The following is an 11808-nucleotide window of genomic DNA, read 5'->3' as shown; positions in this document are numbered from 1 at the left end:
ACGCGCTACTACTAAGGCGCGACCAACGAACGCTACACCTCTGTCGCGGGCCAGCCGACCCGGCTGCGCGTGGCGGGCGGCGAGACCACCACCGCCGGCCTGTTCGCGGATCTCAGCGTACCGCTCGACGAGCGGCTGACGCTTACCGGCGGCGCGCGGGTCGATCGCTGGTGGATTTCGGACGGCCGCCTGCGCGAACAGACGATCGCCGACGGCAGTTACCTGACCTACACCGATTTCCCGGATCGCGACGGCACGCGCACCACCGCGCGCGGCGGCGTGTCGTGGATGCCCGATCCGCACTGGCGGCTGCGCTCGGCCGCCTATCTTGGCTGGCGCCTGCCCACGCTCAACGAGCTGTATCGACCGTTCCGCGCGGGCACCGATGCGACCGCCGCCAATCCCGATCTCAAGCCCGAACGCGTGCGCGGGATCGACGGCGGCGTCGACTGGATGCCGCTCCCCAACGCGCGCGTCTCGGTCACCGCCTTCCATAACAAGCTGGAGGACGCGATCGGCAACATCACGCTCGGCCGGGGGCCGGGCAATTTCCCGGGCGTTGGGTTCGTCGCGGCGGGCGGCGTCTATCGCCAGCGCGGCAATCTCGACGCGATCCGTGCGCGCGGCGTCGAATTCGACGCGCAGTTGACCGACGGCCAATGGCGTCTGACCGCCTCCTATGCCTACACCGACGCGCGCGTGCGCGGCTCGGGCCTATCCGCCGCGCTCGACGGCCTCCGCCCCGCGCAGACTCCGCCGCACCAGGCATCGGTCACGGTCGGCCGGACCGAATTGTCGGGGCTCACCACCACCGCGACGGTCCGCTACGTGTCGAGCCAGTTCGAGGACGATCAGAACAGCCGCCGGCTCGACGACGCGACCACGCTCGATCTGCTCGCGCGCGTACCGCTGCGCGGCAATCTCTCGCTGGAGGCGCGCGCCGAGAACGTCACGGGGACACGGGTCGAAGCGACGCTGTCCGCCGACGGTCTGGTCGAGCGCGCCACCCCGCGCACGCTGTGGATCGGGCTCAGGCTGGGCGGCTGAGCCCCAGCGCGGCGCCGATCGCGCCGTGCGTCTCCCCCGCCAGCCGCTTGCGGTCGAGCGTCGCGCCGTCGAGCGGGGCGAGGAAACGCAGCGTGACGCGCACGGGGGCCGGCCGGTTCAGCATCCGCTTGATCTCATGCCCGAAGCTCGCGCCCTTCGGCCAGGCGATCTCCGCCTGGCGCGCGCCATAATCGATCGCGACCGGCTGCGCCGCCGCCCCGGCGGCATTGGCGGATGAAAAGAGCGAGGCGCGGAACGGCGTCAGGCTCACCCCGTCACCCGTTCCCCCTTCGGCGAACAGCACCACCGGCACGCCTTCGTGCAGCGCTGCCGTCACCGCATCCGCCTGCACGCGGGCTTCACTCCGCCGCTGCCGCGCGACGAACACGCTTCCGCCCAGCGTGGCGAGCCAGCCGATCACCGACCAGCCCGCAATCTCCGACTTGGCGATGAAGCGCACCGGCACTGTCCCGCCCAGCGCGGGGATGTCGAGCCAGGACACATGATTGGCTGCGTAGAGCGCGTCGCCGCGCAACGGCTTGCCCTCGACCGTCACGCGCAGACCGAGCAGCCAGCCCGCGCCGCCCAGGAAGAACCGTACCCAATAGCTGCCCTTGCCGAACGTCCGGGCAATCGCGAACGGCGGCAGCGTCAGGAGCAGCAGGATCGCCAGACCAAGCACCCGGCCCGCCGCGCGGAACGTCATGCGCGGAGGCTCAGTCCTTGCGCTCGGTCGAGACGCCGTACAGCTCCATCCGGTGATCGACCAGGCGATAGCCGAGCCGTTCGGCGATCAGCTTCTGCAGCGCCTCCAGCTCGGCGTCGACGAACTCGATCACCTTGCCCGTCTCGACATCGATCAGATGGTCGTGATGCGTCTCGGCCGCCGCTTCGTAGCGCGCGCGGCCATCGCCGAAGTCGTGGCGCTCCAGGATGCCCGCATCCTCGAACAGGCGGACGGTGCGATAGACCGTCGCGATCGAGATGCCCGGATCGATTGCCGAGGCGCGTGCGTGCAGCGCCTCCACATCGGGATGGTCCTCGGCCTCGGACAGCACCCGGGCGATGACCCGGCGCTGCTCCGTGATCCGCAGCCCCTTGTCGGCGCACAGCGCCTCTACGTCGATCTTGCGCGGCATGATTCGACGCTAGAGCCAATTTGCGCCGGAAGAAAGTCTCTCGGAACACGGTCGCCACGGCGAGGCAGTCCACGTCCCGTCCGCCATCATCCGAGCGGCCGCGCGAGCGTGATCGCGTCGCGCAGCCCGCACGGGCCGCGATAATAATCGCGCCGCCGGCCGATCTCGGCGAAGCCCGCACCGCGATACAGGTCGATCGCCGCATTGTCGGCACGCACCTCCAGCAGCAGGCGCCGTCCGCCCCGTTCGCGCGCGATCACGGCGGTCCGCTCGATCAGCGTGCGCGCGACGCCCCGCCGCCGCCATTCGGGCGGCACCGCGAGCAGCAGCAGTTCGGCCTCGTCGATCAGGAAGCGGCTCAGCGCGAAGCCCGCATTCGCGCCGTCGATCGCGGCGAACGTCATCCATGTATCGGGCAGCGACAGGATGCCGAGGCACTGGCCCTCGTTCCACGCCTCGCCGAAAGCCGGGTCGAACGCCTGCCCCATCATCGCCATCAGCGCGTCGATATCGGGGGCGCCCGCCTCGCGCGTCGCGATCGTCACCGGGGCAACGCCGCGTCGGGGGCGCGTCCGTAGAGCGGGCTGGGGGCCAGCGTCGCGAGCGCGGGCGGCAACCGCCAGGCCTGCGCCGCGTCGGGCAGGCTGTCGCGCGCCTCGCCCTGTCCGCGCGCCGCGATCAGGGCGGCCGCGCCGGCTCCCAGCACCAACGCGTCGGGAACCGCCGCCGCCGCCTCGGCCGGGGGCAGCGACCGGACGGGCGTCAGCGCGGCCAGCACCGGCCGGCGCGCGAAACGCTGCACGAACAGCTCGCCATGACCGCCGGGAATCGCCACGCCTACCTGCGCCTCCCTCTCGTCCGCCGCATCCTCGCCCAGTTGCGCCGCGATCAGCGCGAGCGCGCTATAGCCCGCCACCGGCACGCCCCACGCAAGCCCGAGCGCGCGCGCCGCCGCCAGTCCGACCCGGATACCGGTGAAACTGCCCGGCCCGCAATCGACCAGGATCGTATCGGCGCGGGCAAGGCCCGCCTCGGCCAGAACTTCGCCGATCATCGGCACCAGCCGCTCGGCATGGCCGCGCCCGACCACCTCATGCCGCGCGGCGCGCACTCGCGCGCCGTCGAGCAGCGCCGCCGAGCAGGCGGCGGTTGCCGTCTCGATCACCAGCGCCGTCACGCGCTCAGACGATCTGGTTGGCGTCTTCGAACGATAGGCGCGGCAGGCGATCGTGCAACGTAGCCGGGTCGCCATAACCCAGCGTCGAGATGAAGTTGGTCTTGTACGGCGTGCCCGCGAAGAAGGCCGCGTCCACGCCCTTCGCGTCGAAGCCCGACATCGGCCCGCAATCTAGCCCCAGCAGGCGCGCGGCGATGATGAAATAGGCGCCCTGCAGCGTCGAGTTGCGGAACGCGCTCTCGCGGATCAGCGCCTCGTTGCCGACGAACCATGACCGCGCGTCGGTGTGCGGGAACAGCTGCGGCAGCTTCTCGTAAAATTCCATGTCCATCGCCAGGATGGCCGTCACCGGCGCTTCGCGGACCTTGGGCGCGTTGGTCCCCGAACAATGCGCCGCCAGCTTGTCCTTGCCCTCCGCGCTCGTGCACCACACGATCCGCAGCGGCTCCTGGTTGGCCGAGGTCGGCCCCCATTTCACGAGATCCCAGATCGCGCGCAGCGCGTCCTCGCCCACCGGCCGGTCGGTGAAGTGATTATGCGTGCGCGCCGTGCGGAAAACGCGGTCGAGCACGGCGTCGGACATGGCTTCGGTCATTCGATCCCCCTGCTGGGCCACGCTCAGGCGGCGCGGACCTCGGTCACCTCGGGCACATAATGCTTGAGCAATTGTTCGATGCCCTGCTTCAGCGTCGCGGTCGACGACGGGCAGCCGGAGCATGCGCCGTGCATCGCCAGATAGACCGTGCCGCGATCGAAGCCGCGATAGACGATGTCGCCGCCGTCATTCGCCACCGCCGGCCGCACGCGCGTCTCGATCAGGTCTTTGATCTGCGCGACGATGTCGGCGTCCCCGGGATTTTCGGCGAACTCGGCCTCGTCCTCGATCACGATGTCGTGCGCGGTTCCGGCCTTGAACAAGGGCGCGTGGCTCGAAAAATGGTCGAGCAGGACGCCCAGCACCTGCGGCTTCAGGTCGCGCCAGTCGACCCCCTCGCCCGCCGTCACCGCGATGAAGTCGCGTCCGTAGAACACCCCCGTCACGTCGCCGAGCGAGAACAAGGCGGCGGCAAGCGGCGACGCCTCCGCCTCGTCGGCATCGGCGAAGTCGCGCGGCGGCCCGGCCTCGATCACCGGGCGTCCGGGCAGGAACTTCAGGGTCGCCGGGTTGGGCGTCGTTTCCGTCTCGATCAGCATGGGGCCCATGTGGGCCGACGCGCCGATCGGATCAAGGCTGGCGGAGCCCTTGGACCCCGCCTTTCGCGCGCTTTGCGCTCAGATCGGCAGCGCTTGCTCCCCCGTGACCGCGAACGCGCCTTCGACGCCGGCCGCCCCGGTCCCGGGCTGTCCTCCGCCGACGGCGATCCGATATCCTCCGGCGACGACCTTGCGCGTGCCTTCCGCGGTCACCCCCGACAAGGCGCGCGGGTCCAGGTCGAAATGCACGCGCCGCGACTCGCCGGGCGCAAGCGCGATCCGCGTGAAGCCCCTGAGCGCGCGCAGCGGGAAGCCGGGCCGCTCGGGCATCGTCAGGTACAGCTGGACCACCTCTTCGCCCGCCGCCGCGCCCGTATTGCGCACGGTGACGTCGACGCCCAGGCTGCCGCCCGCGCGCAGCTTCTTCCTCGATAATGTCAGCCGGTCATAGGCGAACGACGTGTAGCTCAGGCCATGGCCGAACGGATAAAGCGGCTCGCCCTTGAAATAACGATAGGTCCGGTTCGCCATCGCATAGTCGCGGAACGGCGGAAGCTGGTCGACTCCCGTATAGAAGGTCACGGGCAGCCGTCCCGCCGGATTGTTGCGGCCCGACAGCGTCTGCGCGATCGCGGTGCCGCCCTCCTGCCCCGGATACCAGGCATCGACGATCGCATTGGCGTTCCTGGATGCCCAGTTCACCGACAGCGCCGATCCGTTCATGATCACCAGCACGAGCGGCTTGCCCGTCTCCTTGACCGCCTTCAGCACCGCTTCCTCGTCCGCCGGCATGTCCAGGCTGGTGCGGTCGCCGCCCGAGAAGCCCGGAATGTTGACCGTCATCTCCTCGCCTTCCAGCGCCGAGGTGATGCCCGCCACCGCGATGACGAGGTCGGCGGCGCGCGCGGCCGCGACCGCGCGCGCCAGTGCGTCGGCGCGCACCTCGTTCCACACGAAGCGCGGCGGGAAGCGGCTCGGCGTCTGCTCGATCCGCACCGCATGGGCCTCGCCCTTGCGCAATGTCATGGTGACCAGGTTGGCGCCGCGCTGCTGCGGGTTGGTGTTGTCGGCGACCAGCCGGCCGTCGATCCACAATTTGGCCGATCGGCCGTCGATCCCGATCTTGTAGACGCCGTCGGCCGGGGCGGCGACCTGCCCCGTCCAGCGTGCCGAGACGGTCTCCGCATCGGGGATCGCGGCGGGGGCGTTGCGATCGAACGCCACGCGCGCGTCGATCCGGGTCAGCGCCGGCGCGCCGGAGAACGCGCCGTTGCGCCAGAATTCGGCTTTCAGCCCCGGCTGCCCGTCGTCGGTCTTGAGCGCGGCGGTCGGCACGGGTTCGGCCACGCGCAGGAAATCGGTGCCGGGCTCGAACACGATCTCCGCATCGGGATATTCGGCGCGGATGCCGTCGAGCGGCGACACCGCCTGCAACGGCTGGCCGCGATAATTGCCCAGCATCGGATCGGTCTGGTCGGCGAGCGGGCCGACCACCGCGATCCTCTTCACCGCCGCCGGACGGGCCGGCAGCGTGCCGTCATTCTTCAGCAGCACCATCGACTTGCGCGCCAGCGTCAGCGCGAGCTCGCGATGCGCGGGGGAGTTCAGCGCGGCGTCGGCGACCTGGCCCGGCCGCACCTGCTCCGGCAGATCGAACATGCCCAGCCGCATCCGCGCGGTGAACAGCCGGCGCAGCGACAGGTCGACCTCGCTTTGCGTCACCAACCCCTGCTGCATCGCCTCGCGATAGCGGTCGTAATCGGAGGTAGGCCCCGGCGCGCGGCCATATTCGGTGCAGTCATTGTCGACCCCCAGCTTCAGCGACACCGCCGCCGCCTGCGCCAGCGTGCCGACGAAATGGTGCCCGCGCTGGATGTCCGCGATCGAATCGCAGTCGGCGACAACGTGGCCCTTGAAGCCCCAGGCATCGCGCAGCCGGTCTTTCAGCAGGAAGCGGTTGGCGCAGGCCGGTTCGCCGTTGATGGCATTGTAGGCGCACATGACCGACTCGACCTTGCCGTCGACCACCAGCTCGCGGAACGCGGGCAGGTAGGTGTCCTCCAGATCGTGGAGGCTGACGTCGAAATTGTCCGAATGGCGCCCGACCTCGGGACCGCTGTGGACCGCATAATGTTTGGCGGTCGCGGACACGCGATAATAGCGCGGATCGTTGCCCTGCATGCCCCGGACGAAGGCGACGCCAAGCTTGCCCGTCAGGAACGGATCCTCGCCATAGGTCTCCTGGCCCCGCCCCCAGCGCGGATCGCGGAAGATGTTGATGTTCGGCGACCAGTAGGTCAGCCCCTGCATGATCCGCGGCGCCTTGCCCGTCCGCTGCAGCATGTTCCACTTGACCCGCCCTTCGGTGCCGATCGCCTCGGCCATGCGATGGATGGCGGGGGCGTCGAACGTTGCGGCAAGGCCGATCGGCTCCGGAAAGACGGTGGCGTAACCGCCGCCGGCGATGCCGTGCAGTGCCTCGTTCCACCAATTATATTCAGGGATGCCCAGGCGCGGAACCGCACGCGCCTGATTGACGAGCTGTGACGCCTTTTCCTCCAACGTGAGGCGCGAGACGAGATCGTCGACCCGCCGCTCGACCGGCAGCGTGCTATCCTGGAATGGCAGCGTCCGCGCGACACCCGCGCACAGCGGCACGGTCGCGACGCATCCGATCGCGACCCGCGTGATCCCCCTCATTCAGCCCTCTCCTTATCATATATGATATGAAGATGCCATTCGCGCAGGCGCTTGCCAAGACAGCGCGGATGGCCGCAACCCGCGCCAGCGGCGATGGACCGGGTCAGGCCGGCAGAACGGCGAGCACGTCCGCGATGTAGGGTTGCGATACGGGCACGGTCAGCCCGTTCGACAAGGTGAGGATCGTCGTCCGGCCGGTCCTGCTGACCGATCGGATGGCCGCCCGCGCCGCCCACCAAGATCGATGCACTTGCAGCCCGTCGGTGCCGTTCAACTCCGCGATCGCATCCTTCAACCGCATGAGCACGAGGTGCGATCCGCGATCGGTATAGATACGCACATAATGGTCCTGCATCTGCAGACATAGCACCGTGCCCCGCACGGACGGGGGCAGCCGATCGACCAGCGGCGAGGGCGCGATCGCCGCATTCTCCTGCCGGTCAGGTTTGTCGTGCGTCGGATCGATGACGGTCGCGGGGGCACCCGCCCCTGCAACGGGACCGGCCGTGGCGATGCGGGCCTCGCGCATGAAAGGACTGCCCCGGCCGCCCAAAGTCGCGGCCGCGATCATCTCCAGCAATCCGCCGATGACGATGGTCTGCGACAGCAGGTCGGCCATTTCGAACAGGCTGGGTTCCCACCGGTCGAGCCGATCCAGCGCGAAGGTGGCGAGCGACGCCGCGATCGGGGCGGCCAGCAGCACCTTGAGCAGCAACCGCTCCCACTGCGTCCGCCTGGGCCAACCGTCCCAGAAGGAGGCGAGCGCGATCTCGATCGGCGACGACACGACGAACCACAGCAGGCACATCGACGTCCAGAAGCCGAGATTGGTGAACAGCGGCAATTCGTCGGTATCGAACGGGCCGAGCCAGCCGAACAGGATGCCGACGATCAGCGCGATCGCAACGCGCCCCTGCGCGTCCACGCCTCGCGCCGCCTCCCGCATTTTCGCGAAATCACGCATCGCCGATGGTACGGTTTCGGGTCGTCATGGCCGCCTCGCGAACAAAGTGACGCACTGCCGCAAAAGCGTTTCGTGCGGCTTCCCTCCGGCTCCTAGCACGCCCGCCGGTCGTGGTGGAGAGTTACGGAATGCTTCGATATCCCGGATTGATCGTCCTCGGCGGGCTCGCCCTGCTCGCGGCGCCAGGTGCGGCGCAGCAGACGCTGGGCGATACGATTCCCAGGGCTGCCCCGGACACGCCCGCCGCGGTGGAACAGGGTGGCGCCACCGGCTTCATCGGCCTCGGCGCGGCGCTGACGCCGCGCTATGAAGGCGCCGACCGCTATCAGGCTTCGCCTTTCCTCATCGCCACCGTCGACTGGAAGGGGCTCGAATTTCAGTTGCGCGGGCTGCGCGCGCGGGTCGACCTCTTCGGCGAAAGCCCGTTCATGCTCGGGCCGGCGATCGGAACGCGCGGCAATCGCAACCGCGCCGACACGCGCGCGCCGCTCGACGGGCTGGACGCGATCGACCGGCCGGTCGAGGTCGGCGGGTTCGTCGGCTACCGGTTCGGCGGCAACGCGCGTGGCCAGGGCGAGATCGGCGTCGATCTGACCGTGCTCAAGGACGTCGCCGACGCGCATGACGGCGTCGTCGCGACCGGCCAGATCTCCTATGCGCTGCTCCGCGCGGGCCGCGTCTTTGCCGACATCGACGGCCAGATATCGTGGGCCGACGGCCATTATATGCGCACCTATTTCGGCATCACGCCCGACGAGGCCGCGCGTACCGGCTTACGCGCCACCCGCCCAGGCGACGGCCTGCGCGATGTCGGCGCGGGCGTGACCGCCGGCTTCCAATTCTCCCGGCGGTGGGGCGTGCTCGGGCGGATCGGCGCCACCCGCTATGTCGGCGACGCGCGCGACAGCCCGATCGTCGAGGACGGATCGCGCACCCAGATCACCGGCGGCGTGGGGCTGACCTTCCGCTTCTGACCGGCTTTCGCCGCCGCGTATCGATCTGCTCGCAACGAAGCACGAGGCCGAACATTATCGCCGGCGTAACGAACCGAGGAACGCCCCATGTCCGAGTTTCCGCCGGCCGGCACGGCCCGCCCGACCCGCCTGATCGTCCCCGCGCTGGGGCCCCTCTCTGCACGCGGCAGGGTGGCGAGCTACGTCCTCCTCCGCGTCGCCTTCGGCCTCACGATCGTCACGCATGGCCTGCCGAAGCTGACCGGCAGCGCGCACGGATCGATGGCCGATCCGATGGCCGGATCGACCAACCTCATCCAGAACGTGCTGCACCTGCCCTTCGCGCCGCAGCTGGCCTTGTTCATCGCGCTGCTGGAGACGTTCGGCGGGCTCGCAATCGCGGCCGGTTTCGCGACACGGTTAATCGCCGCGCTGTTCGTCGGGCAGATGGTGGCGATCTGCGTCGCGCTTGGACCCACCTATCCGTGGATCGACCGGGGGATCGAATATCCGATCATCCTGGGCGTGATCGCGCTGGTCATCGCCATGCACGGCGCGGTCGCCTGGTCGATCGATACCGCGCTGGGACGCGAACTCTAAAGGAAGCGGAGATCCCGGGAGGCGTGTGGCAGCCCTTGCCCCATGCGCCTCCGATCAAGCGGATCGCGAGCATCGTCAGGGGAATATCGAAGGACGGCGGCCTGCGAGCAGGCCCGAAAGCCGCGGTTCCGATCTGTCCCGCCCTCAAGCGGGCGAATGGTGCGGTCGAGAAGACTCGAACTTCCACGTCCTTTCGGACACAACGACCTCAACGTTGCGCGTCTACCAGTTCCGCCACGACCGCACATCGGGATGTTCCGGGGCACGCCCCGGCTGGTGAGGCGGTGCCCCTAGCAGAGGGTTTCGGACCCCGCAATGCCCCTCTCGCGTCGTCGCGAGACCGCCGCTCCCGCGTCCGTCCAGCCTTCAGCGCGCGTCGGTGCCGGCGAAGCTCACGCTGATGTTGCTCGACGGGTCCGGCACGTCGACCGCCGCCCCGTCGAAGCTCGCCTGCTGCCCCGGGCCCAGCCGCGTCACCGGCCGCGTGATCGTCCACGCATAGACCGTCCTGCCCTGCCGGTCCTTCAGCTCGGCGCGGATGTCGGGCACGCTCTGTTCGACGTCGGTCGGGTTCCAGATGCGCCCAGATACCGCGAACAACTGGCTGCCGCCCGCGATCATCCGCCAGTCGGGTTCGCGCGTGATCGCGATGCCCAGCGGCACGCGATCCTGTGCGATGCCCAGCCGTGAGGCGACGCGCTGCGGCCCCCACACGATCGACGCGACTCCCGCGCCCAGCCCGATCACCAGCAGGACGAGGATCAGCAGCAACCACGGCAGCCGCCTGCGCGACGGCGGCGCGGGCACGATAGCCGGGGCGGACGGCGCGGGCTCGACCGGCGGCTCGGGGGGCGTGACCGGCACAGGCGCCGCCGCCTCGGCGGGGGTGCGCGCGGGCTCGAACCAGCGCGTATCGCACGCGCGGCAGCGTATCTTGCGGCCCTCGGGGCCGATCGCGGTTTCCGGAACGTCGTAGGTCGCGCCGCAGTTCGGGCAGGTGAGCAGCATCCCCGGATCAAGCACGGGCGGCCCCGCCCCCGCAAGGGGTCGCGTGCGGCTTGCGATGCATCGCGCGCCCATGCCAAGGGGTCGGCGGGTTCGGCGAAGGAGTATCGCGCGCCGCATGGCCGCCATCGTGCAGTTCGACAATGTGGGCCTGCGCTACGGCACCGGGCCCGAAATCCTGTCGGGGCTCGGCTTCGCGCTCGCGCCCGGCTCGTTCCATTTCCTCACCGGCGCCTCGGGCGCGGGCAAGACCTCCTTCCTCAACCTCGTCACGCTCGCCGCGCGCCCCAGCCGGGGGATCGTCCGCCTGTTCGGGCAGGATACGGACGGGCTGCCGCGTGCGCGCCTCCCCGCGCTGCGCCGCCGGATCGGGGTGGTGCATCAGGATTCGCGCCTCGTCCCCGCGCTCACCGCAAGCGACAATGTCGCGCTCCCGCTCCGCATCGCCGGCATGGCGGAAGACGAGATCGCCCCCCGCGTGCGCGAAATGCTCGACTGGGTCGGCATGGGTCCGCGCCGGCACGCGCTGCCCGCGACCCTGTCGGGCGGCGAGCAGCAGCGCGTCGCCATCGCCCGCGCCGTGATCGCGCATCCCGAGCTGATCGTCGCCGATGAACCGACCGGCAATGTCGATCGGGAGATGGCGGCGCGCATCCTCCACCTCCTCCGCCACCTCAACGCGCAGGGCACCACCGTGCTGGTCGCGACGCATGATCTCGGTCTGGTCGGGCAGGTGCCGCGCGCCGTGACGATGCGGCTGGCGCGCGGGCGGATCGAGGCGTTGCCCACTACCCCGCGCGAGAGTGCGGCATGAGCCCCGCCGCCCCGCGCCCGGCCATCCCCATGGTGTCCGCCCCGCTTCTGCCCCCCGCGCGCCGCCCCGGGGCGCTGCCCTGGCTGGTCGCGGCGACTACCGTGCTAATGCTGCTCGCCTGCGCCTTCACGCTGGCGCTCGGCCGTGCGGCCGACACGCTGCGCGCGACCGAACGGCGGCTGATCGTGCAGGTGATCGCGGTCGATCCCGCGCGG

The 11808-nt window shown here is 70.0% G+C and carries 12 protein-coding genes, 1 tRNA gene and 2 pseudogenes; 5 read left to right on the top strand and 10 right to left on the bottom strand.

All coding sequences use genetic code 11. The features are described from left to right. Positions 1-51 precede the first annotated feature (51 nt). Positions 52-1047 (top strand): annotated as a pseudogene (locus tag ACOJSF_RS13335) (TonB-dependent receptor); the annotation flags it as partial. On the opposite strand, the gene ACOJSF_RS13330 reads toward ACOJSF_RS13335, so the two are convergent. The 8 genes from ACOJSF_RS13330 to ACOJSF_RS13295 all read right to left on the bottom strand — a co-directional run bounded on the left by ACOJSF_RS13330 (position 1031) and on the right by ACOJSF_RS13295 (position 8221). Continuing rightward, complete coding sequence (locus tag ACOJSF_RS13330; RefSeq protein ID WP_420142683.1) at positions 1031-1753, bottom strand: lysophospholipid acyltransferase family protein; 723 nt, start codon at positions 1751-1753, stop codon at positions 1031-1033. The pseudogene ACOJSF_RS13335 and the gene ACOJSF_RS13330 sit on opposite strands and share 17 nt — an antisense overlap. Before the next feature lie 10 nt (positions 1754-1763). Next, positions 1764-2186: a Fur family transcriptional regulator gene (locus ACOJSF_RS13325; protein WP_420142682.1), complete on the bottom strand. Its 423-nt coding sequence runs from the start codon at positions 2184-2186 to the stop codon at positions 1764-1766. Positions 2187-2272: 86 nt separating this feature from the next. Further along, positions 2273-2731 carry a GNAT family N-acetyltransferase gene (locus ACOJSF_RS13320; protein ID WP_420142681.1) on the bottom strand — a complete coding sequence of 153 codons (459 nt, stop codon included), beginning with the start codon at positions 2729-2731 and terminating at the stop codon, positions 2273-2275. Next, entirely contained in the window at positions 2728-3363 is a 636-nt protein-coding gene (gene tsaB, locus ACOJSF_RS13315; RefSeq protein WP_420142680.1) for a tRNA (adenosine(37)-N6)-threonylcarbamoyltransferase complex dimerization subunit type 1 TsaB, read from the bottom strand. The genes ACOJSF_RS13320 and tsaB overlap by 4 nt, the downstream gene beginning before the upstream one ends. 4 nt (positions 3364-3367) lie before the next feature. Next, positions 3368-3958, bottom strand: a complete 591-nt coding sequence (locus ACOJSF_RS13310) for a malonic semialdehyde reductase (protein ID WP_420142679.1) — start codon at positions 3956-3958, stop codon at positions 3368-3370. A 23-nt stretch (positions 3959-3981) separates the two neighbouring features. Further along, positions 3982-4557, bottom strand: coding sequence for a NifU family protein (locus ACOJSF_RS13305; RefSeq protein WP_420142684.1), 576 nt, complete (start codon positions 4555-4557; stop codon positions 3982-3984). Between the two features lie 78 nt (positions 4558-4635). Beyond that, positions 4636-7257, bottom strand: coding sequence for a glycoside hydrolase family 3 C-terminal domain-containing protein (locus ACOJSF_RS13300; protein ID WP_420142678.1), 2622 nt, complete (start codon positions 7255-7257; stop codon positions 4636-4638). Positions 7258-7360: 103 nt separating this feature from the next. Then, a complete protein-coding gene (locus ACOJSF_RS13295; RefSeq protein ID WP_420142677.1) occupies positions 7361-8221 on the bottom strand; it encodes a LytTR family DNA-binding domain-containing protein in 861 nt (286 codons plus the stop codon). A gap of 128 nt (positions 8222-8349) precedes the next feature. On the opposite strand from ACOJSF_RS13295, the gene ACOJSF_RS13290 reads away from it, so the two are divergent. Then, complete coding sequence (locus tag ACOJSF_RS13290) at positions 8350-9195, top strand: MipA/OmpV family protein (RefSeq protein ID WP_420142676.1); 846 nt, start codon at positions 8350-8352, stop codon at positions 9193-9195. Positions 9196-9282: 87 nt separating this feature from the next. Next, positions 9283-9774: a DoxX family protein gene (locus ACOJSF_RS13285; protein ID WP_420142675.1), complete on the top strand. Its 492-nt coding sequence runs from the start codon at positions 9283-9285 to the stop codon at positions 9772-9774. A 157-nt stretch (positions 9775-9931) separates the two neighbouring features. Here ACOJSF_RS13285 and ACOJSF_RS13280 read toward each other — a convergent pair. Beyond that, positions 9932-10018 (bottom strand) — tRNA-Leu (locus ACOJSF_RS13280). 122 nt (positions 10019-10140) lie between these two features. Continuing rightward, positions 10141-10797 (bottom strand): zinc-ribbon domain-containing protein, encoded by a 657-nt coding sequence (locus tag ACOJSF_RS13275; protein ID WP_420142674.1) that lies wholly within the window; start codon positions 10795-10797, stop codon positions 10141-10143. 100 nt (positions 10798-10897) lie between these two features. On the opposite strand from ACOJSF_RS13275, the gene ACOJSF_RS13270 reads away from it, so the two are divergent. Next, the gene (locus ACOJSF_RS13270) at positions 10898-11593 is read left to right on the top strand and encodes a cell division ATP-binding protein FtsE (protein WP_420142673.1); all 696 of its coding nucleotides are present in this window, start codon (positions 10898-10900) and stop codon (positions 11591-11593) included. Continuing rightward, positions 11590-11808: pseudogene (locus tag ACOJSF_RS13265) on the top strand (hypothetical protein); the annotation flags it as partial. The gene ACOJSF_RS13270 and the pseudogene ACOJSF_RS13265, both read left to right, overlap by 4 nt.

It is taken from the genome of Sphingomonas sp., assembly GCF_048594985.1.
Lineage (GTDB): Bacteria > Pseudomonadota > Alphaproteobacteria > Sphingomonadales > Sphingomonadaceae > Sphingomonas_I.
This window is presented reverse-complemented; position numbering and strand designations above follow the sequence as displayed.